The organism is Allobosea sp. GW822-FHT05A11, assembly GCF_058800455.1.
In genome coordinates, this window is record NZ_JBXAMI010000007.1 from 83,584 (window position 1) to 103,527 (window position 19,944).

Here is a 19,944-nt window from a genome sequence, read left to right on the forward strand (position 1 = left end):
CCGGAGAGACGCAGCCTTACTTCGGCAGCGCCTTGACTTCCTTGTCCCACTTGGCGAGCAGGCGATTGCGCTCGGCCGAGGAGCCGTATTTCACGAAGTCGTAGTTGATCAGCTTCATCTGATCCATCTTCGGCGACTGCGCGGGCACCGGCGAGGCCTTGTTCGACGGCACCTGATAGGACTTCGCCGGAGCTGCCAGAGCCTGCGCGGCCGGGGTCAGCGCCCAGTCATAGAACTTCTTGGCGTTGTCGAGATTGCGCGCGCCCTTGACGATCGACATCGAGCCGATCTCGTAGCCCGTGCCCTCGCAGGGCGCGACCGGCTTGATCGGGTCGCCCTGCACGGCGAAGACCACCGCGTCATGGATGAAGACGATGCCGACGGCGGTCTCGCCGAGGCTCGCCGCCTTGGCCGGCGCCGCGCCCGACTTGGTGTACTGGCTGATGTTCTTGTGGAGGGCCTTGAGGTACTCGAAGCCCTTGTCCTCGCCCATCAGCTGCACGACGGTGGCGAGCAGGTTATAGGCGGTACCGGAGGAGTTCGGGTCGGCGACCTGGACGTCGTCCTTCAGCTTGGCGTTGAGCAGGTCGGCCCAGCATTTCGGCTCGGGAATGCCCTTCGCCTTGATCTGCTCGGTATTGAAGCCGAAGCCGAGCGCGCCGGCATAGATGCCGACCGAGCGCTGCTTGGCCGCCTTCCACTGGTCGAGCGCCCAGGGATGAAGCTCCTTGTTCTTCGGCGATTCATACTCCTGGGTGAGCCCCTCCTCCGCCGCCTGGAGATGAGGATCGCCGGTGCCGCCCCACCAGATATCACCGCGCGGATTGGAGGATTCCGCCTTGAGCTGGGCATAGATCTCGCCCGCCGATTTACGGGTCATCGCGACCTTGATGCCGGTCTCCTTCTCGAAGGCGTTCGACATGGCGCGGCACCACTCCTCCTGGACGCCGCAATACATGACGAGCGACCCCTGAGCGCGGACCGGGGTGGCGGCGAAGGCCGCCGTTGCAAGCGCGGCGAAAAGCCCCGCCTTGAGCCAGGATTTCGACTGCATATGAACCTCCCTGATCGGATCTTTTGTTTTTTGCCGCTTGCGACGAAGCTGTGATGACTTCGCCGAAAGATCAATTGAATATCGTGCTGGCTAAACGATTCCGGTGATCTCCTTCAGCACCAGCGCCAGTTCCGGGGTGCAGCACAGGATCGGATTGCCCTTGGCGATCCCCTCGCCGGTGAAGAAATCGTTGATCCGGGCACCCGCCTCGCTTGCGATGACGATGCCGGCAGCGACGTCCCAGGCGTTGATATGGAGCTCGGCATAGGCGTCGCTCGAGCCATTGGCGACATGGCAGAGGCCGAGCGTGCCCGAGCCGCCGCGCTTCATCGCGGCACCTGCCGTATAGCCGCGCTCGATCACCTTGAGGTAGTTCGCAGCCGGCACGCGGGTCGACCAGCCCAGCTCCACCGAGGCGCGGGCGATATCGGCCGCGCCGGACACCTTGATCGGGTCGCCGTTCAGGGTCGCGCCGGCACCGCGGCGGGCGGCATAGACCTCACCCAGGGCAGGCGCTGCAACGACGCCGATCTCCGGCTTGCGATTGGCCAGGAAGCCGATGGAGATGCACCAGTTGCGGTCGCCATGGGCGAAATTCGCGGTGCCGTCGATCGGATCGAGAATCCAGACGGCGTCGGAGGCCTCGCCGCCACCCTCCTCGCCGATGACCGTATCCTGCGGGAAGAGTTCCGAGAGGCGGCGGCGCAGGAAATCCTCGACCTTGCCGTCGGCGACGGTCAGCCAGTCCTGCGCGCCCTTCATGGTAATGCCGAGCGACTCGCGCCTGTTGAAATAGCTCAGCGCCAGATGGCTCGCCTCGGCCGCGAGGCCGAGGGCAGCATAATAGCGCAGGTCGCGCTCGGCCGGCGTCATCACTTACCCCCGAGATCGACGCGGACGGGCTTGCCGGTCTGCGCGGATTGCGTCGCCGCATCGGCCAGGATCTGCGCCTTCAGGCCGTCGAGCCCGGTCGGCGAGGCCGCTGCCTTGCCCTGGCAGGCGGCGATGAACGCGTCGAGCTCGGCGCGATAAGCGGCAGCATAGCGCTCCAGGAAGAAGTTCTGCACGGGATCGGCGCGGAAGCCCTGCCCCGTCGCGATCTCGACCGTCGTCTCGTGGATGTTGCCGGCGCGCAGCATGCCCTTGGAGCCGTGGACCTCGATGCGCTGGTCATAGCCATAGGTGGCGCGGCGCGAATTCGAGATTTGGGCGATCCGGCCCGAAGCCGTCTTCATGACGACGGCAGCGGTGTCGACATCGCCGGCCTCGCCGATCGCCTTGTCGACGAGGGCGGAGCCGAGCGCGAAGACCTCGACCGGCTCCTCGGCCAGCAGGAAGCGCGCCATGTCGAAATCATGGATCATCATATCGCGGAAGAGGCCGCCCGAGCGCTTGACGTAATCGACCGGCGGCGGTGCGGGATCGCGCGAGATCACCGTGACGATCTCGATCGCGCCGGCCTCGCCTGCACGCAAGCGCTTCTCCAGCGCAGCGAAATTCGGGTCGAAGCGGCGGTTGAAACCGATCATGAGCGGCTTGCCGGACTTCTCCACCGTCGCGAGGCAGCGGCGGATGCGTGCGGCGTCGAGATCGACCGGCTTCTCGCAGAACACCGCCTTGCCGGCGGAAACCGCCTGCTCGATCAGGTCGGCATGGGTGTCGGTCGGCGTGCAGATCAGCACGGCGTCGATCGCGGCATCCGCAAGGATCGCCTCGGTGCTCGTGGCCTTGGCACCTGTCGCAGCGGCAAGCGAGGCAGCGGCCTCCGGCATCGCGTCGGTGACGGCGACGAGCTCGGCATCGCCGCGCGCGGCGACGTTCAGCCCGTGGATGCGCCCGATACGGCCGGCGCCCAGCAATCCGATCTTCATGGTCTTGGTCATTCCCGTCGTCGCGTCTCTTAAGGCAGTCATGCGGCCGCTACGCCGCAGCGAAATCCGGCGGCTAGTCGTGCGCACCCAGAATGGTCTGGTCGAAATCGATATTCGAGCCGGTCATCAGACCGGATTCCGCCGAGGCGAGATAGGCGACCGCCTTGGCGACCTCGCGCGGATCGATCAGGCGGCCGAAGGGCTGGGAGGCATTCGCCTCGTCCAGCCAGCCGTCCCTGGCGTCATGGCGCAGCTTCATGATCGCGTCCTCGCCCGGCGTCGCCATCCAGCCGATATTGAGGCCGTTGACCCGGATGCGGTGCTTCAAGAGCCCATAGGCCGCATTCTTCGTCAGCGCGGCCAAGGCCGCCTTCGAGACGCTGTAGGCGGAGAGGAAAGGCTGGCCGCCATGGGCCGACATCGACTGGATGTTGACGATGGCGCCCGGGATATCCTGACGGCGCATCAGGTCGGCGGCATCCTGAATGAGGAAGAAGGGCGCCCGCAGGTTCACCGCCATGATGCGCTCGTAGAGCGCAGGCGAGGTGTCGAAGATCGTGCCGCGATCGGTGTCGCCCGCGGCGTTCACAAGAATGTCGAGATGGCCGAAGGCCTGCTCCGCCGCCGGCACGACTTGGCGAACCGCATCGAGATCGGCGAGATCGACCTGATGGAAACGGGCCTCGCAGCCCGCCGTGCGCAGGCTTTCCGCCACGGCCTCGCCGCGCGCCGCATTGCGCCCGGTCAGCAACAGCCCGCGCGCACCGCGTTCCGCGAATTCGCGAGCGATCGCCTCGCCCAGGCCCTGGCTGCCGCCAGTGACGACAGCAACCTTGCCGTGGAGATCACGGCTGAACGAACCAGCTTGCGACAACGACCCGCCTCCCGAAGCGAAACGGCAGGAATTTTTTAAACATCCCGCTAGTTGGAATAAACATTCCATTCTTGGCATAAGCGAGTCAAGACGACGCGAGGCCCCGCCATGTCAAAAACACGCGCAGCGCCGCTGCACAGGATGACGACATTGACGGGGACGAAGCCGACCGGCTTCACGAAACGCGGAAGACGGCTCCTTCTCAACGGAAAGAAAACTGTCGTCTTCAGAGGGCGATCGGCATAATATTGTGTTCTGTGAATAAAATTCGACATATTCATGCAATGATCGCCGTCACGAAACTCTTACCCTCGCGGCAAACGCGCATCTGCCCTGCGCCGCACAGTTGACGCTTTCGTTGGCACATGCCTTGCTGCGCCGATCAACGAGAACACGGTGCGAAGGCGCCGGGGATGAATTTTGTTTGAAGGTGGAGGCTATTCGATGAAAGAGCAGGAAATCCGCGGCCTGGTCGCGGATGTGAAGGAAGGCACGCTGTCGCGCCGGTCCTTCATGCAGAAAATGGCGGCCGTGGGCATTGCCGCGCCGCTCGCAACCCAGATCCTGATCTGGAACGACGTCGCGATGGCGAATGCCACGCTCGAATACAAGCCGACCAAGGCCGGCGGCGGTGGCCCGCTGAAGATGCTGTTGTGGCAGGCCCCGACCCTGCTGAACCCGCATTTCGCCTCGGGCACCAAGGACCAGATCGCTTCGCGCATCTTCTACGAGCCGCTCGCCGGCTGGGACAAGGAAGGCAACCTCTTCCCGCAGCTCGCCGCCGAGATCCCGAGCAAGGCCAATGGCGGCCTGTCCGAGGATGGCAAAACCGTGACCTGGAAGCTGAAGCAGGGCGTGAAATGGCATGACGGCAAGCCGCTGACCGCCGACGACGCCGTCTTCACCTGGGAATACGCCGCCGACCCGGCGACCGCCGCCTACACCACCGGCTCCTACAAGGACATCAAGGTCGAGAAGGTCGACACCCACACCTTCAAGGTGATCTTCCAGGAAGCGACGCCGTTCTGGGCGGATCCCTTCGTCGGCGTCGCCGGCATGATCATCCCGAAGCATCTCTTCGGCGAGTACAAGGGCGCCAAGTCGCGCGAGGCCCCGGCCAACCTGAAACCCGTCGGCACCGGCCCCTACAAGTTCGCCGAGTTCAAGCCGGGCGACATCCTGACCGGCGAGCGCAATACCGACTATCACGTCAAGAACCAGCCGCATTTCGACACGATCGAGGTCAAGGGCGGCGGTGATGCGGTCTCGGCGGCCCGTGCCGTCCTCCAGACCGGCGAATATGACTATGCCTGGAACCTGCAGGTCGAGGACGAGGTCCTCAAGCGCATGGAGACCGGCGGGCGCGGCAAGATCAGCGCCGTCCCCTCGGGCGATATCGAGTTCATCATCCTGAACACGACCGATCCGTGGACCGAGGTCGACGGCGAGCGCTCGAGCGCCAAGACCAAGCACCCGACCCTGACCGACCCGGCCGTGCGCCAAGCGATCAACCTGCTGATCGACCGCGATTCGATCCAGAAGTTCATCTATGGCCGCGGCGGCATCGCCACGGCGAGCTTCGTCAACGAGCCCAAGCAGTTCAAGTCGACCAAGCTCAAATACGAGTTCAACATCGAGAAGGCCAACAAGATCCTCGACGACGCCGGCTGGAAGAAGGGTTCCGACGGCATCCGTGAAAAGGATGGCAAGAAGCTCAAATACGTCTTCCAGACCTCGATCAACGCCCCGCGCCAGAAGACCCAGGCCATCATCAAGCAGGCCTGCCAGCGCGCCGGCATCGATCTGGAGCTGAAGTCGGTCACGGCCTCGGTGTTCTTCTCGTCGGACGTCGCCAACCCCGACACCTACACCAAGCTCTATACCGACATCGAGATGTATACGACGACGCAGCCGCAGCCCGATCCGGAGCGGTTCCTCAACCAGTTCACCTCCTGGGAAGTCGCCAGCAAGGAGAACAAGTGGCTGGGCCGCAACGTCTCGCGCTACTCCGACCCGGAAGCGGACAAGGCCTACAAGGCCGCCCAGAAGGAGCTCGACCCGGCCAAGCGCGCAGCGCTGCTGATCAAGGTCAACGAGATCTTCTGCGAGGCCAACGTCATCCTGCCGCTGCTGTCGCGCACCCGCGTCGCCGCATCGCTCAACAACCTGTCGCACGATCATAGCGGCTGGGACGTCGACAGCTGGAACATCGCGGCCTGGTATCGTAGCTAAGTCCCCGATTCCCCCTCACGGCAGCTTCGGCTGTCGTGAGGGGCGACAGGCGCGCCGGCCCGCTCCTGCGGCTCCACCAGCCACAGGGGCGGGCCGGCCGTCATCAACACCAGTCCGCGGACGTGCCGCGCGCACAGAGACTATTTCATGGCGACATATCTTATCAGGCGGCTCTTGATCGCCATTCCAAGTTTGCTTGGCATCAGCGTGATTCTGTTCACCATCCTGGCGCTGGCGCCAGGCGATCCGTTTTCGGAAATGGCGACGAATCCGAACGTTCCGCCTGAGGTGCGCGAGGCGCTGCGCGCCAGCTTCGGCCTCAACGACCCGATCATGGTGCGCTACCTGCGCTGGCTCTCGAACATGGCCCAGGGCGACTGGGGCTTCTCCTTCGCCAGCCGCATCAATGTCGACGATCTGATCCTGCAGCGTTTGCCGACCACTTTGTTCGTCGTCGGGTCGTCCCAGATCCTGGCGCTGTGCGTCGCGCTGCCTGTCGGCATCTACGCGGCGACGCGGCCCTATTCGGTTTTCGACCAGATCGCCAATACGCTGGCCTTCGTCGGCTTCTCCCTGCCGACCTTCTTCACCGGTCTGCTCTTCATCCTGATCTTCTCGGTCACGCTCGACTGGTTCCCCTTCGTCTATCGCTCCGACATCGCCGCCACGGGCTGGCGCTGGTATTGGGAGATGTTCCGCCAGGCGATCATGCCGATCACCGTGCTCGGCCTGTTCCAGGCGGCTTCCTATACGCGCTATGTCCGCTCGGCCGTGCTCGACGTCATCCGGCTCGACTACGTCACGACGGCGCGCGCCAAGGGCCTCAGCGAGCGCCGGGTCACGATCCGGCACATCACGCGCAACGCCCTGATCCCGGTCGTGACACTGGTCGCGCTGCAGATGCCCGCCGTGTTCGGCGGCGCGCTGGTCACCGAGCAGATCTTTCGCGTGCCGGGCATCGGATCGCTGCTGATCGACGCTATCCTGGCCAACGACACGCCGGTCATCATGGCGGTGACCTTCGTGTTCTCCTGCCTGGTCGTTCTTTTCAACCTCATCGCGGATATTCTTTATGGCTGGCTCGACCCTCGCATCTCCTTCAGCTGATCCGGCTGCGGGCGCTGCCGTGAGCCAGGTCTCGGTCTCGCCCGGGCGCGAGACCTGGCGCCGCTTTCGCCGCCACCGCCTGGCCATGGCGAGCACGGTCGTGCTCGGCCTGCTCGTGCTGGGCGTCATCGTCGGCCCCTGGCTGTGGCCGGTGGCGATCAACGACATCGACTTCTCGGCGCAACTCCAGGGCCCGTCCTGGGCGCACCCGCTCGGGACCGACGATCTCGGCCAGGATATCCTGGCGCGGATGATGTATGGCGGACGCATCTCGCTCGCCGTCGGCCTCGCGGCGATGATCGTGGCGACGATCGTCGGCGTGCTGATCGGCGCGCTGGCGGGCATGTCGCGCAAATACGCCGACCCCATCCTGATGTGGGTGACGGACCTGTTCCTGTCGCTGCCGCAGCTGCCGCTGCTGCTGCTGATCATCTATCTGTTCCGCGAGCAGCTCAAAGCCGTGTTCGGCGTCGAAGGCGGCGTCTTCGTGCTGATCGTCGTCGTCATCGGCGGCCTGCGCTGGATGCCGGTGGCGCGCCTGGTGCGCGCGCAGTTCCTGTCGCTGCGCGAGAAAGAATTCGTGGAGGCCGCCCGCGCCCAGGGCGCGACCAAGATGCGCCAGATGTTCCGGCATATCCTGCCGAACGCGGTCGGCCCGGTCATCGTCGCCTCGACGATCGAGGTGTCCTCGGCCATCATCGCCGAATCGACGCTGTCCTTCCTCGGTCTCGGCTTCCCGCCGGACATCCCGACCTGGGGCCGGCTTCTGTTCGACGCCAAGGACCAGCTCGACACCGCGCCGCACTGGGCCCTGTTCCCAGGCGCCGCGATCTTCCTTACCGTGCTCTCGATCAACTTCATCGGCGACGGCCTGCGCGATGCGCTCGACCCGCGCCGCGTCATCTAATCCAGCGAAGGGCTAGACATGACCTCACCGATCCTGACCGTCTCGAACCTCACGACCTCCTTCCGGGTCGAAGGCCAATGGAAGTCGGTCGTCCGCAACCTCTCCTTCGACATCAAGCCGAAGGAGACGCTGGCCGTCGTCGGCGAATCCGGCTCCGGCAAGAGCGTGACCGCGCTGTCGATCATGCGCCTGACCCCGCCGCAGTCGAGCAGGATCGAAGGCTCGGTCAAGCTCAACGGCAAGGAACTTCTGACGCTGCCGGATGCGGAGATGCGCCATATCCGCGGCAACGAGATCGCGATGATCTTCCAGGAGCCGATGACCTCGCTCAACCCGGTGCTGACCATCGGCTTCCAGATCGCGGAAGCGCTGATCCTGCATCGCGGCCTGTCGCGTTCGGAGGCTGAGGCCGAGACGGTCCGCCTGCTGGAGAAGGTCCGCATTCCCGCGGCAAAGTCTCGCTTCCACGAGTATCCGCACCGCTTCTCGGGCGGCATGCGCCAGCGCGTGATGATCGCGATGGCGCTCGCCTGCAAGCCCAAGCTCCTGATCGCCGACGAGCCGACCACCGCGCTCGACGTGACCATCCAGGCGCAGACCCTGGAGCTGATCAAGACGCTGCAGGACGAGGAGGGCATGTCCGTCCTCTTCATCACCCACGACATGGGCGTCGTCGCCGAGATCGCCGACCGCACGGTCGTGATGTACAACGGCGACGAGGTCGAAACCGGCGCGACCGAGGACATCTTCGCCAGCCCGAAGAAGCCCTATACCAAGGCGCTGATCTCGGCCGTGCCGAAGCTCGGCTCGATGATCGGCAAGGGCCGCCCGATGCGCTTCCCGGTCGTCGACCGCAATACCGGCGAGTCGGACGTGCCGACCGAGACGCCCGACACCGTCAAGGCGGCCGAACGCCCTGTGCTCGAGGTCGCCGGGCTGACGACCCGCTTCGAGATCCGCGGCGGGCTGCTCTCCTCGGTCAAGGGGCGCGTGCACGCGGTCGAGAACGTTTCCTTCAGCCTCAAGGCCGGCGAGACGCTGGCGCTGGTCGGCGAATCCGGCTGTGGCAAGTCGACCACCGGCCGTTCCGTGATGCGGCTGATCGAGCCGCTCGAAGGCTCGGTCCTGCTCGACGGCGTCGACGTCCTCAAGCTCAACCAGCATGACCTGCGCGAGCAGCGCAAGCGCATGCAGATGATCTTCCAGGACCCCTTCGCCTCGCTGAACCCGCGCATGAACGTGGGCACTGCGATCGCCGAGCCGCTGCTGATCAACAACCTCGCCAGCCGCTCGGAAGCGCGCGACAAGGTCGCCGACCTGCTCAAGCGCGTCGGTCTGCTGCCGGACATGGCCAACCGCTTCCCGCACGAGTTCTCGGGCGGCCAGCGCCAGCGCATCTGCATCGCGCGCGCACTCGCCGTCGAGCCGCGCCTGATCGTGGCGGACGAGGCGGTCTCGGCGCTCGACGTCTCGGTCAAGGCCCAGGTGGTCAACCTGATGCTCGACCTGCAGGCGCGCATGGGGCTGGGCTATCTCTTCATCTCGCACGACATGGCGGTGGTGGAGCGCGTCAGCCATCGCGTCGCGGTGATGTATCTCGGCGAGATCGTCGAGATCGGCCCGCGCGAGGCGATCTTCCAGAACCCGCAGCACCCCTATACCAAGCGACTGCTGGCGGCGGTGCCGATCGCCGATCCGGCCCGGCGCCTGCAGAAGCGCCCGGTCTCGAACGACGAGATCAAGAGCCCGGTCCGCGCGCCCGACTATGTCCCGCCGGTGCGCCAGTATCGCGAGGTCTCGCCCGGCCATGCCGTGATGATCTGGGGCGAGGAGTGGGAGAAGAAGGATCCGGCCGCGATCGCGGCCTGAGCCTTCCGAAGCTCGACATAATCGGCCCGCGGCGCAAGCCGCGAGCTTTTTCGTCGGGCCGGCATGATCAGGCCAGCAACAGACTGCCCTCGCCGAGGCGGGACCAGGCAGGCATCCGATCGAGATCAGGCGGCAAGGCGGGCGCGCGTCCGCCCGATCATCAGCGCCGCCGCCGCGGCTTCCCGCCCCTTCGTGACGAAATGCGCCCGATAGATCTCACCGTGATGCGCGCCCTCGCGGTAGTGATGCGGGGTCAGCGAGACCGACAGCACCGGCACGCCTGTGTCCAGGCCCGCACGCATCAGGCCGTCGACCACGGCCTGCGCCACGAATTCGTGACGGTAGATGCCCCCGTCGACGACCAGCGCCGCCGCAGCAACCGCGGCGTAGCGGCCGCTGGCTGCGAGATCGCGGGCCAGCAGCGGCATCTCGAACGCGCCGGGCACGTCGAACACATCGACCTGGTCGGCGGGAATAACCTCGCAAAAGCCCTTGAGCGCCTGATCGACGATATCGGCATGCCAGGCGGCTTTGACGAAGGCATAGCGGGCGAGTGTCATGGTGATCTCCTTTCGCGACAGACACGTCACCCAAGGCGATCACGGGCCAGCGCCGCGCAGGGATGCACGGACGGCGACACGTTCTCTTTCATCCGGACTGTGACCGTCGGCTCAGGCCTCGCACCTGATCTGCTGACCCCTCCGCAAGGAGGGCGCTCGCGGGCTCGCGGCCGAGGCCGCATACCGCCGGTGGGGATTTCCGCCCCGCCCTGAGAACGCGGTCACGGTAATACGTTCGCGGAGAAGGCGACAAGAGCCCCCGGCGTTCAATCCGGAATCCGCTCCCAGTCCTTCAGCCAGGGCGCGGCCGAAGCGTCGCTGGGCGCACGCCAGTCGCCGCGCGGCGAGAGCGAACCGCCGGAGGAGACCTTCGGCCCGTTCGGCACGGCCGAGCGCTTGAACTGGCTGGTCTCGAAGAAGCGGCGGATGAAGACGCCGAGCCAGCGCTTGATCACCGGCAGGTCATAGGCGACGCGCTTGGCCGCCTCCATGTTCGGCGGCCAGTCCCCGGCCTCGGCATCGCGCCAAGCCCGTTCCGAGAGGAAGGCGATCTTGCTCGGACGGAAGCCGTAGCGCGTCGTATAGAACAGGTTGAAGTCCTGCAGCGCATAGGGGCCGACGAAGTCCTCGGTCTTCTGCGCGGGCTTGTCGCCGTCGCCGGGCACCAGCTCCGGCGAGATCTCGGTCGCGAGGATGTCGAGCATGACATCCGAGGCCTCCGATCCGAAGCGGCCGGATTGCGCGACCCAGCGGATCAGGTGCTGGATCAGCGTCTTCGGCACCGAGCCGTTGACGTTGTAATGCGACATGTGATCGCCGACGCCATAGGTGCACCAGCCGAGCGCCAGCTCCGAGAGATCGCCGGTGCCCATCACCAGGCCATTGTGCCGGTTGGCGAGGCGGAAGAGTACGGAGGTGCGCGCGCCGGCCTGCACGTTCTCGAAGGTGATATCGTAGACCGGCTCGCCCCTGGCGAAGGGATGGCCGATATCGACCAGCATCTGCCGGCAGGCCGGCGTCATGTCGATCTCCTCGGCGCTGACGCCGAGCGCCCGCATCAGACGCCAGGCATTGTCCTTGGTGTCCTTGCTGGTGGCGAAGGCCGGCAGCGTATAGGCGAGGATGTTCTCTCGGGGCAGCCCGAGCGCGTCGAAGGTATGGGCCGCGACGAGCAGCGCCTGGGTGGAATCGAGACCACCGGAGATGCCGATCACCACCTTGTCGAGCCGCGTGCTCTCCAGCCGTTTGCGCAGGCCGTGCGACTGGATGTTGTAGGCCTCGAAGCAGAGCTCGTTCAGCCTTGCATCGTCGCTCGGCACGAAGGGGAAGCGTTCGACCTCGCGGGCGAGCCCGAGATCGCTGTCGCGATCCGGCTCCAGCGCGAAATCGACGCGACGGAAACCGAGCCGGTCGCGGTGCAGATCGGCACTGTCGCCGAAGGTGTTCTGGCGAATGCGATCCATCGCCAGCCGCTCGAGATCGATATCGGCGAGGATGAGCTGCGGCTCGGCGGCGAAGCGCTCGGCCTCGGCCAGAAGCGCGCCGTTCTCATAGATCATCGCCTGCCCGTCCCAGGCGAGATCGGTGGTCGATTCACCGGTGCCGGCGGCGGAATAGGCATAGGCCGCGATGCAGCGGCCGGAATGAGCCTTGCACAGCGCGTGGCGCCAGTCCGACTTGCCGATCGTGACATTCGAGGCAGAGAGATTGAGCAGCAGCGTCGCGCCGGCGAGCGCCGCGTAGGACGAGGGCGGGATCGGCGTCCAGACATCCTCGCAGATCTCCATATGGACGGTGAGATCGGGGATATCGGTGGCCGTCAGGAGGATATCGGTGCCGAAGGGCACTTCCTGACCGCAGAGATCGACATAGAGCGCGCTCGCCCGCTCGCCCGAGGCGAACTGGCGGCGCTCGTAGAATTCGCGGTAGTTCGGCAGATAGGTCTTGGGGACGGCGGCGAGGATGCGGCCGCGATGGATCGCGACGGCGCAGTTGAACAGCCGCCCTTCGACGCGCAAGGGTGCGCCCACCACCGCGACGCAACGCTGGTTGCGGCTTTCCGCAACCAGCCGCGCCAGCGCTTCCTTGACCGCATCGAGCAGCGCGTTCTGCTGCAGCAGGTCATCGATCGCATAGGCGCTGATGCCGAGCTCCGGGAACAGGCAGAGCGAGGTACCGCCCTCCTCCGCGCGCCGCAGCATGGCGATGGTCTCGGCCACGTTGAAAGCCGGATCGGCCACCTTGAGCCGTGGCGCGGCGCAGGCGATGCGGACAAGACCGTGGGCGTGGATATTGCGGAAACTCATCGAGACTCCGTTCAGCCGGATGCCGCCGTTGCGGCGCATCGCTTATCGCGCAGACGGAGCCTGCCGGGCAAGGCTTGCCTGGGCTGCCGGGACGGCATGCGGTTGCGGTTCAGACGCGATAGAACGCGCGGTACCAGGCGACGAAGCGCGCAATCCCGGTCTCGATCGGCGTATCGGGCCGGAAATCGACCGCAGCCGCCAGATCCGCGACGTCGGCATAGGTCGCCGGCACGTCGCCCGGCTGCGCCGGCAGATGGCGCCGGACCGCCTTGCGCCCGCAGGCGGCCTCGACCACGTCGATGAAATGCGAGAGCGCCACCGGGGTGTGATTGCCGATATTGTAGATGCGCCAGGGCGCCGCGGATGTCGCGGGATCGGGATGCTCGCGGTCGAAGGCCGGATCGGCTGCCGCAGGACGCGCCGCGAGACGTATGATCGCCTCGCAGATGTCGTCGACATAGGTGAAATCGCGACTCATCTGCGCTTGCGCATAAACGTCGATCGGATCGCCTGCGAGGATCGCCTTGGTGAACTTGAAATAGGCCATGTCCGGCCTGCCCCAGGGCCCATAGACCGTGAAGAACCGCAGGCCCGTCATCGGTATCCCGTAGAGATGGGCGTAGGAATGCGCCATCAGCTCGTTGGCCCGCTTGGTCGCGGCGTAAAGGGAAATCGGGTGATCGGCGCCGTCATGCTCGCTGAACGGCACCTTCGCGTTGGCCCCGTAGACGGAGCTCGAGGAGGCATAGACGAGATGCCCCACGGCATGCCGACGACTGGCTTCGAGAACCGATAGGAAGCCGTCGAGATTGGCGCTGGCATAGGCGCGCGGGTTCTCAAGCGAATAGCGAACCCCCGCCTGCGCCGCCAGATGGATGATCGCGTCCGGACGGAACGCGCCGATCGCGGCATCGAAGGCATCATGATCCGCGACATCGATCTGCTCGAACGCGAAGCCGTTGCGGCCGGTGAGCCGGGCGAGGCGCGCCTGCTTCAGCGCCGGATCATAATAGGGCACGAGCGCATCGACACCCATGACCTCGATGCCGCGCTGCAGCAGCGCCTCCGCGACGTGGAGGCCGATAAAGCCCGCGGCTCCCGTCACGACGACACGGTTCAACGATAGGCTGTGGTTCAATGGGGCACCAGACAGAGATATTGCGACTGTTGTCATCGCAACTCATCGGGGACAGCAGCAAGAGGCTGGAAGATAATAACCTGCCCGGCCCGGCCTGACAAAGCCCGGGGGCGCCCTGCACCCGGCACGGATTTCTGCCGCGGCAGTCATCGAACGCGTAGAGCCGTTTGAAATTTCTTTTGGCCCTGATCCGCCCGTGGCGCAGCAGGGAACCGTTCAGAATCGCGCGCGTAGCTTAGATGCCAAAGGAGTCCTGCCATGCGATCTTTCCTGCGAAACATCGCCCTTGCCGCGTTTGCGCTCTGGGCTTCACATGCGAATGCCCTGCCGATGACGCCGATACCGGGGGCTTCCGGCGTCACGCAGATCCAGTTGGCCTCTCCGGCCCGCCCGCGGATCGCGGTGGTAGTCGCAGACATGTCCGCCATTGCTGCCAGAACATCGACGGCTCGGCCCGAATCGACAAGCTCAAGGGCTGAACTCGGGATATCGACCTGAAGCAGCGGCCCGAAAGGCGGCATGCGGTTTTCGGGAAAAGCCGGTGCAAGATCAGAGACCTGGATCATCGGACCGAATACGATAGGCGGCCCGATGATCCGACGGCCGAATATTCCTGGAAGCGCGTCCATTTTTCGGCGACGTCGCGTTGCTTCGCCTTGTTAGCTGCCTTCGCAGGTTGACATCTTTCCAATGCGGCGGCAAAGCCAGCCGCAAATCCCGCTTGCCGCGCCCAGAGCGCCTTCCCACGCAGAAAGCCGGTCATGTCTTCATCACCGACAGCGCCGCTCGTTTCAGACAGGCCCCAGCCCCTGACCGAGCAGCTCGCGCGCATCGCCGCGAAGAACTATCGGATCGGCATCATCGGCCTCGGCTATGTCGGCATTCCGCTGGCGCTGACCGCCTGCAACGCCGGTTTCCCGGTGGTCGGCTTCGACATCGACGCGAAGCGCGTCGCGCAGATCAACCGCGGCGAGAGCTTCATCAAGCATATCCCGACCTCGGCGATCGCCGCCGCGATCAAGGAAGAGCGCTTCCGCGCCACGACCGACTTCGACGAGCTGCGCGATGTCGACGCCATCATCATCGCCGTGCCGACGCCACTGACCAAGCATCGCGAACCGGACCTGAGCTATGTCGAGGCAACGGCCCGGGCGATCGCCCCGCGCCTGCGCAAGGGCCATCTCGTCGTGCTGGAATCGACGACCTGGCCCGGCACCACCGACGAGATCATGCGCCCGATCTTCGAGAAGACCGGCCTGAAGAGCGGCGTCGATTTCTACCTCGCCTTCTCGCCCGAGCGCGAGGACCCCGGCAATCCGGATTTCGGGACATCGACGATCCCGAAGGTCGTCGGCGGCGATGGCGCGGATGCGCTGGAACTGGCCAATGCGGTCTATGGCGCGCTCGTGGTCAAGACCGTGCCGGTCTCCTCCTCGGCCACGGCCGAAGCCGTCAAGCTGACCGAGAACATCTTCCGCGCCGTCAACATCGCGCTCGTGAACGAGCTCAAGGTGATCTACGGCAAGATGGGCATCGATGTCTGGGAGGTGATCGACGCCGCCAAGACCAAGCCCTTCGGCTTCATGCCGTTCTATCCGGGCCCCGGCCTGGGCGGGCACTGCATCCCGATCGATCCGTTCTACCTGACCTGGAAGGCGCGCGAGTTCGACGTCACCACCCGCTTCATCGAGCTCGCCGGGCAGATCAACACCGCCATGCCGCATTGGGTGGTCGACCGCGTCGCCGAGGCGCTCGACCGCCAGCAGGGCCGCGGTCTCAGCAAGGCGAAGATCCTCGTCATGGGCATCGCCTACAAGAAGAACATCGACGACATGCGCGAGAGCCCCTCGCTGCGCCTGATCGAACTTCTGGAAGAGCGCGGCGCCGTCGCCGACTATCACGACCCCCACGTGCCGGTGATCCCGCCGACCCGCGAGCATGCCAACCTGACCGGCCGCGCCTCGGCCGCACTGTCGCCCGAGACGCTCAAGGGCTATGACGCGGTGCTGATCGCCACGGACCATGACGCGGTCGACTACAAGGCGCTCGTCGCTGCCGCCCGTCTCGTGGTCGATACGCGCAATGCCTGCGCCAAGGCCGGATTGACCGGCGACAATATCGTCAAGGCCTGAGCCAGGACGCCCCGGGAAAAGTCAGAGATCAACGCCATGACGTCATTCGCACTGATCGGTGCCGCCGGCTACATCGCGCCGCGCCATATGAAGGCCATCAAGGCCATCGGCGGCGACCTCAAGGTCGCTTTCGACCCCAATGATTCCGTCGGGATCATCGACAGCCATTTCCCGCAGGCGCATTTCTTCACCGAGTTCGAGCGCTTCGACCGGCATGTCGACAAGCTGCACCGTCGTGGCGAGCACATCGATTTCGTCAGCATCTGCTCGCCGAACTACCTGCACGACGCCCATATCCGCTTCGGCCTGCGCGCCGGCAGCGACGTGATCTGCGAGAAGCCCCTCGTCCTCAACCCCTGGAATATCGATGGGCTGATCGAGATCGAGCGCGACTCCGGCCGCAAGGTCAACACCATCCTGCAGCTGCGCCTGCACCCGGCGATCATCGCGCTGCGCGACCGCGTCGCCGCCTCCAACCAGCGCCATTCCGTCGACCTGACCTACATCACCTCGCGCGGGCGCTGGTACCACGCTTCCTGGAAGGGCGACGACTCGAAGTCGGGCGGTGTCGCGACCAATATCGGCGTGCATTTCTTCGACATGCTGGCCTTCGTCTTCGGCCCGTTGCAGTCGCAGACCGCGAACCTGCGCGAAGGCGAGCGCGCCGGCGGCCTGCTCTCCTATGAGAAGGCCGATGTGCGCTGGTTCCTCTCGGTCGACTCCGACGACCTTCCCGATGGCGTGAAGGGCCAGAAGACGACCTTCCGTTCGATCACTGTCGACGGCGAAGAGGTCGAATTCTCGGACGGCTTCACCGATCTGCACACCCGCAGCTACGAAGAGATTCTCGCGGGCAAGGGTTACGGGCTCGAGGATGTGCGCTTTTCGATCGAGGTCGTCTCGCAGTTTCGCCAGCTCCCGGTGGTGACCGGCGGCGAGAAACACCCCTTCGCCGCGAAATACATCAAGGGCTGAGCCATGGCCGGCGCGTCGCAGATGCGGGAAGACCCGCGCTTCCCCGGCGCACTCATCCATGAAAGCGCCTATGTCGACGAAGGCGCGACGCTGGGCAGCGGCACCCGGATCTGGCATTTCGTCCATGTCCTCGGCCAGACCACGATCGGCAAGGATTGCGTGCTCGGCCAGAACGTGATGGCCGGGCCGCGGGTCACGATCGGCGACGGCTGCAAGATCCAGAACAATGTCGCGCTCTATGACGGCGTCGAGCTGGAAGCGGACGTGTTCTGCGGCCCCTCCTGCGTCTTCACCAACGTCAACAACCCGCGCGCCTTCATGAACCGCAAGGCCGAGTTCCGCCGCACGCTGGTGAAGCGCGGCGCGAGCATCGGGGCGAACGCGACCATCGTCTGCGGACATACGCTCGGCGCGTATTGCTTCATCGCTGCCGGCGCAGTGGTGACGAAGGACGTGCCGGATTATGCTCTGATGGCCGGCGTGCCGGCGCGCCGGATCGGCTGGATGAGCAAGGCGGGCGAGAAACTCGGCCCGGACCTGACCTGCCCGCTGACCGGAGTCCGCTACCGGGAAGCCGGCCCGGAGCATCTGGAGGAGATGGCCTGATGAGCGAACGTCCCACGATCGAGTTCATCGATCTCAAGGCCCAGCGCCAGCACATCGGCAAGGCCATGGACGAGGCGATCCTCAAGGTCGTCCATGACGGCAACTACATTCTCGGCCAGCAGGTCCAGCAGTTCGAGACCGAGCTTGCCGCCTTCTGCGGGGCCAAGCACGCGATCGGCGTCGCCAACGGCACGGATGCGCTGATCCTGGTGCTCGAAGCGCTCGGCATCGGCCCCGGCGACGCGGTGATCTGCCCGAGCTTCACCTTCGCCGCGACCGCCGAGGTCGTCGCCTGGATGGGCGCGACCCCGGTCTTCGCCGAGATCGACGAAGCCACCTACAATATCGACCCGAAGAGCCTCAGTGCCGCACTCGAAACCGCGAAGCAGCACAAGCTCAACCCGCGCGCCCTAATCAGCGTCGATCTTTTCGGCCAGGCTTGCGACTACGAGCCGATCGAGGCCTTCTGCAAGCAGAACGGCCTCGTCCTGATCTCGGATTCGGCTCAGGGGTACGGCGCACGCTACAAGGGCCGCGTGGCCGGCGCGATCGGCGATTTCGCCACGACGAGCTTCTTCCCGGCCAAGCCGCTCGGCTGCTATGGCGATGGCGGCGCGATCCTAACCGACAATGACGAGCATGCCGCGCTGCTGATGTCGCTGCGCTTCCACGGCAAGGGTTCGTACAAATACGACAATGTCCGCGTCGGCGTGAACTCGCGGCTCGACACCATCCAGGCGGCCGTGCTGATCGAGAAGCTCAAGGTCTATGCCGAGGAGCTCGAGAAGCGGCAGGTCGTGGCCCAGCGCTACACCGCTGCGCTCAAGGACGTCGTGGTGACGCCTCATGTCATGACGGATTGCGTCTCGACCTGGGCCCAGTACACCATCCGCGTCGCCGCCGACCGCCGCGACGCCTTCCAGGCGGCGCTCAAGGCCAAGGGCGTGCCGACCACGGTCTACTACCCGAAGCCGCTGCACCAGCAGACCGCCTACAAGCACTATCCCGTCGCCGGAAACGGCCTGCCGATCTCGGAGCGCGCCGCGCAGGAGGTCGTCGCGCTGCCGATGCACCCCTATCTCGACGAGGCGACGCAGGATTACATCATCGCGCAGGTTCTCGAGGCCTTGGCTGCACCGGCGGCTGCGGTGGCATGAGCCGGCCCCTGCGGCTGGCTTATCTCTCGCTCGAGACGCCGCGGCCGGGTCAGGCTTCGCAAACCCATATCGACGAGATCATCGCCGGGCTTGAGGGCTGCGGCTGGCAGGTGGAGCTGTTTGCGACGAGCAGCGGCGGCGCGAGCACGCGCTCTTCGTTTCTGAGTCGCCTCTTCGGTTATGGGCGCACACAGGCCGCGCTCGGCAAACGCCTGCCGGAATTCGACGCCGTCTTCATCCGCTCGCACTTCATGGCGCTGCCGCTGACGCTCTGGGCAGGCTGGCGCAATATTCCCGTGGTTCACGAGATCAACGGCACGGCCGCGGATATCGGCGTGACCTATCCCTCGCTGAAGCCTTTATCCCCGCTCTTCTCCTGGCTTTACCGCGCGCAATATCGACGCGCTGCGCATCTGCTTGCCGTAACGCCCGGGCTCGTCGATTGGGCCAGGAGCTTTGCCGGCCACAACCGCGTCAGCCTGGTTTCGAACGGCGCCAATACCGATCTGTTCAAGCCGGAGGGCGCGCCCAGCCCGGTCGAAGGCCGCTATGTGGTCTTTGTCGGCGGCCTCGTCGCCTGGCACGGGATCGACACGATGCTCGCCGCCCTGAAAGAACCGGACTGGCCGGCCGATCTGCGGCTGGTCATCGTCGGCGACGGCATCGAGCGCGACAAGGTCGAACAGGCGCTCTCCGACCGACGGCTGCTTTGGCTGGGCCGGCAGCCTTACGACGCCGTTCCAGCCATCCTGCGCGGAGCCCTGGCATCGCTTTGCGTCATCGAGAACCAGGATGGCCGCTCCGCTTCGGGCGTGGCTCCCCTGAAACTGTTCGAGGCCATGGCTTGCGGGGTTCCCGTCATTGCCAGCGACCTGCCGTTCCAGGCCGACCTCGTCAAAAGCGCCGATGCCGGGCTGATCGTGCCACCAGCGGCTGCCCCCGCGATCTCGTCGGCCGTAAAAGCGCTTACCGAGGCGCCGGAGCGAGCCCGAACGTTAGGGCAGAACGGCGTGAATTACGTCACACGCGAAGCCAGCTGGAATCAACGTGCGCAGGAGATCGATCGCATTTTGCGCTCGGTCACCTCGCAGACCCGTTCGAAGTAAATCACGGACGCGACATCGACTGCCTGATCGATTTGGATTTTCCGGATATC

18 protein-coding genes and 1 riboswitch are annotated in these 19,944 nt (G+C 65.4%); of the genes, 9 read left to right on the plus strand and 9 right to left on the minus strand.

What is annotated here, in order from left to right:
• Positions 1 to 16: 16 nt before the first annotated feature.
• The 4 genes from AC1RLU_RS22420 to AC1RLU_RS22435 form a co-directional block, all read right to left on the minus strand.
• A complete protein-coding gene (locus AC1RLU_RS22420; RefSeq protein ID WP_492798309.1) occupies positions 17 to 1,054 on the minus strand; it encodes an ABC transporter substrate-binding protein in 1,038 nt (345 codons plus the stop codon).
• A gap of 90 nt (positions 1,055 to 1,144) precedes the next feature.
• A complete protein-coding gene (locus tag AC1RLU_RS22425; RefSeq protein ID WP_492798310.1) occupies positions 1,145 to 1,927 on the minus strand; it encodes an inositol monophosphatase family protein in 783 nt (260 codons plus the stop codon).
• Positions 1,927 to 2,937 carry an inositol 2-dehydrogenase gene (gene iolG, locus AC1RLU_RS22430; protein WP_492798311.1) on the minus strand — a complete coding sequence of 337 codons (1,011 nt, stop codon included), beginning with the start codon at positions 2,935 to 2,937 and terminating at the stop codon, positions 1,927 to 1,929. The genes AC1RLU_RS22425 and iolG overlap by 1 nt, the downstream gene beginning before the upstream one ends.
• 61 nt (positions 2,938 to 2,998) lie before the next feature.
• The gene (locus AC1RLU_RS22435) at positions 2,999 to 3,799 is read right to left on the minus strand and encodes an SDR family oxidoreductase (protein ID WP_492798312.1); all 801 of its coding nucleotides are present in this window, start codon (positions 3,797 to 3,799) and stop codon (positions 2,999 to 3,001) included.
• Positions 3,800 to 4,243: 444 nt separating this feature from the next.
• Between AC1RLU_RS22435 and AC1RLU_RS22440 the strand changes: the two genes are divergently transcribed.
• The 4 genes from AC1RLU_RS22440 to AC1RLU_RS22455 all read left to right on the plus strand — a co-directional run bounded on the left by AC1RLU_RS22440 (position 4,244) and on the right by AC1RLU_RS22455 (position 9,914).
• Positions 4,244 to 6,031, plus strand: a complete 1,788-nt coding sequence (locus AC1RLU_RS22440; protein ID WP_492798313.1) for a peptide ABC transporter substrate-binding protein — start codon at positions 4,244 to 4,246, stop codon at positions 6,029 to 6,031.
• A 147-nt stretch (positions 6,032 to 6,178) separates the two neighbouring features.
• Positions 6,179 to 7,138 (plus strand): ABC transporter permease, encoded by a 960-nt coding sequence (locus AC1RLU_RS22445; RefSeq protein ID WP_061968767.1) that lies wholly within the window; start codon positions 6,179 to 6,181, stop codon positions 7,136 to 7,138.
• A complete protein-coding gene (locus AC1RLU_RS22450) occupies positions 7,104 to 8,045 on the plus strand; it encodes an ABC transporter permease (protein WP_492798314.1) in 942 nt (313 codons plus the stop codon). The genes AC1RLU_RS22445 and AC1RLU_RS22450 overlap by 35 nt, the downstream gene beginning before the upstream one ends.
• Before the next feature lie 18 nt (positions 8,046 to 8,063).
• Complete coding sequence (locus AC1RLU_RS22455) at positions 8,064 to 9,914, plus strand: ABC transporter ATP-binding protein (RefSeq protein WP_091858411.1); 1,851 nt, start codon at positions 8,064 to 8,066, stop codon at positions 9,912 to 9,914.
• A 125-nt stretch (positions 9,915 to 10,039) separates the two neighbouring features.
• Here the strand turns inward: AC1RLU_RS22455 and AC1RLU_RS22460 are convergent, their stop codons facing one another.
• The 5 genes from AC1RLU_RS22460 to AC1RLU_RS22480 form a co-directional block, all read right to left on the minus strand.
• Positions 10,040 to 10,474 (minus strand): 6,7-dimethyl-8-ribityllumazine synthase, encoded by a 435-nt coding sequence (locus tag AC1RLU_RS22460; RefSeq protein ID WP_091858414.1) that lies wholly within the window; start codon positions 10,472 to 10,474, stop codon positions 10,040 to 10,042.
• Between the two features lie 76 nt (positions 10,475 to 10,550).
• Positions 10,551 to 10,695, minus strand: a riboswitch (FMN riboswitch).
• A gap of 45 nt (positions 10,696 to 10,740) precedes the next feature.
• A complete protein-coding gene (locus AC1RLU_RS22465; protein ID WP_492798315.1) occupies positions 10,741 to 12,780 on the minus strand; it encodes an NAD(+) synthase in 2,040 nt (679 codons plus the stop codon).
• Positions 12,781 to 12,889: 109 nt separating this feature from the next.
• Positions 12,890 to 13,954, minus strand: coding sequence for an NAD-dependent epimerase/dehydratase family protein (locus tag AC1RLU_RS22470; protein ID WP_142114632.1), 1,065 nt, complete (start codon positions 13,952 to 13,954; stop codon positions 12,890 to 12,892).
• Between the two features lie 110 nt (positions 13,955 to 14,064).
• Positions 14,065 to 14,484 carry a hypothetical protein gene (locus tag AC1RLU_RS22475; protein ID WP_492798317.1) on the minus strand — a complete coding sequence of 140 codons (420 nt, stop codon included), beginning with the start codon at positions 14,482 to 14,484 and terminating at the stop codon, positions 14,065 to 14,067.
• A complete protein-coding gene (locus AC1RLU_RS22480; protein WP_492798318.1) occupies positions 14,481 to 14,681 on the minus strand; it encodes a hypothetical protein in 201 nt (66 codons plus the stop codon). Before AC1RLU_RS22480 ends, AC1RLU_RS22475 begins: the two co-directional genes overlap by 4 nt.
• Here AC1RLU_RS22480 and AC1RLU_RS22485 point away from each other — a divergent pair.
• The 5 genes from AC1RLU_RS22485 to AC1RLU_RS22505 are packed head-to-tail and all read left to right on the plus strand — an operon-like array spanning position 14,680 to position 19,894.
• The gene (locus AC1RLU_RS22485; protein ID WP_492798319.1) at positions 14,680 to 16,050 is read left to right on the plus strand and encodes a nucleotide sugar dehydrogenase; all 1,371 of its coding nucleotides are present in this window, start codon (positions 14,680 to 14,682) and stop codon (positions 16,048 to 16,050) included. The genes AC1RLU_RS22480 and AC1RLU_RS22485 overlap by 2 nt on opposite strands.
• Positions 16,051 to 16,086: 36 nt before the next feature.
• Positions 16,087 to 17,025 carry a Gfo/Idh/MocA family oxidoreductase gene (locus tag AC1RLU_RS22490; protein ID WP_492798320.1) on the plus strand — a complete coding sequence of 313 codons (939 nt, stop codon included), beginning with the start codon at positions 16,087 to 16,089 and terminating at the stop codon, positions 17,023 to 17,025.
• Between the two features lie 3 nt (positions 17,026 to 17,028).
• Positions 17,029 to 17,631 (plus strand): acyltransferase, encoded by a 603-nt coding sequence (locus AC1RLU_RS22495; RefSeq protein WP_280140818.1) that lies wholly within the window; start codon positions 17,029 to 17,031, stop codon positions 17,629 to 17,631.
• On the plus strand, positions 17,631 to 18,788 hold the full coding sequence (locus AC1RLU_RS22500) for a DegT/DnrJ/EryC1/StrS family aminotransferase (RefSeq protein ID WP_492798321.1): 1,158 nt from the start codon (positions 17,631 to 17,633) through the stop codon (positions 18,786 to 18,788). The genes AC1RLU_RS22495 and AC1RLU_RS22500 overlap by 1 nt, the downstream gene beginning before the upstream one ends.
• Positions 18,785 to 19,894, plus strand: a complete 1,110-nt coding sequence (locus AC1RLU_RS22505) for a glycosyltransferase (protein WP_492798323.1) — start codon at positions 18,785 to 18,787, stop codon at positions 19,892 to 19,894. The genes AC1RLU_RS22500 and AC1RLU_RS22505 overlap by 4 nt, the downstream gene beginning before the upstream one ends.
• Positions 19,895 to 19,944 lie beyond the last annotated feature (50 nt).

What these genes read in the sequence shown, in the direction of transcription:
- AC1RLU_RS22460 (WP_091858414.1), bottom strand. Translation starts at nt 10,474, where the DNA reads ATGACACTCGCCCGCTATGCCTTCGTCAAAGCCGCCTGGCATGCCGAT.
- iolG (WP_492798311.1), bottom strand. Translation starts at nt 2,937, where the DNA reads ATGACCAAGACCATGAAGATCGGATTGCTGGGCGCCGGCCGTATCGGG.
- AC1RLU_RS22425 (WP_492798310.1), bottom strand. Translation starts at nt 1,927, where the DNA reads ATGACGCCGGCCGAGCGCGACCTGCGCTATTATGCTGCCCTCGGCCTC.
- AC1RLU_RS22465 (WP_492798315.1), bottom strand. Translation starts at nt 12,780, where the DNA reads ATGAGTTTCCGCAATATCCACGCCCACGGTCTTGTCCGCATCGCCTGC.
- AC1RLU_RS22505 (WP_492798323.1), top strand. Translation starts at nt 18,785, where the DNA reads ATGAGCCGGCCCCTGCGGCTGGCTTATCTCTCGCTCGAGACGCCGCGG.
- AC1RLU_RS22440 (WP_492798313.1), top strand. Translation starts at nt 4,244, where the DNA reads ATGAAAGAGCAGGAAATCCGCGGCCTGGTCGCGGATGTGAAGGAAGGC.
- AC1RLU_RS22495 (WP_280140818.1), top strand. Translation starts at nt 17,029, where the DNA reads ATGGCCGGCGCGTCGCAGATGCGGGAAGACCCGCGCTTCCCCGGCGCA.
- AC1RLU_RS22475 (WP_492798317.1), bottom strand. Translation starts at nt 14,484, where the DNA reads ATGATCCAGGTCTCTGATCTTGCACCGGCTTTTCCCGAAAACCGCATG.
- AC1RLU_RS22470 (WP_142114632.1), bottom strand. Translation starts at nt 13,954, where the DNA reads ATGACAACAGTCGCAATATCTCTGTCTGGTGCCCCATTGAACCACAGC.
- AC1RLU_RS22445 (WP_061968767.1), top strand. Translation starts at nt 6,179, where the DNA reads ATGGCGACATATCTTATCAGGCGGCTCTTGATCGCCATTCCAAGTTTG.
- AC1RLU_RS22500 (WP_492798321.1), top strand. Translation starts at nt 17,631, where the DNA reads ATGAGCGAACGTCCCACGATCGAGTTCATCGATCTCAAGGCCCAGCGC.
- AC1RLU_RS22480 (WP_492798318.1), bottom strand. Translation starts at nt 14,681, where the DNA reads ATGACCGGCTTTCTGCGTGGGAAGGCGCTCTGGGCGCGGCAAGCGGGA.
- AC1RLU_RS22485 (WP_492798319.1), top strand. Translation starts at nt 14,680, where the DNA reads ATGTCTTCATCACCGACAGCGCCGCTCGTTTCAGACAGGCCCCAGCCC.
- AC1RLU_RS22455 (WP_091858411.1), top strand. Translation starts at nt 8,064, where the DNA reads ATGACCTCACCGATCCTGACCGTCTCGAACCTCACGACCTCCTTCCGG.
- AC1RLU_RS22450 (WP_492798314.1), top strand. Translation starts at nt 7,104, where the DNA reads ATGGCTGGCTCGACCCTCGCATCTCCTTCAGCTGATCCGGCTGCGGGC.
- AC1RLU_RS22490 (WP_492798320.1), top strand. Translation starts at nt 16,087, where the DNA reads ATGACGTCATTCGCACTGATCGGTGCCGCCGGCTACATCGCGCCGCGC.
- AC1RLU_RS22420 (WP_492798309.1), bottom strand. Translation starts at nt 1,054, where the DNA reads ATGCAGTCGAAATCCTGGCTCAAGGCGGGGCTTTTCGCCGCGCTTGCA.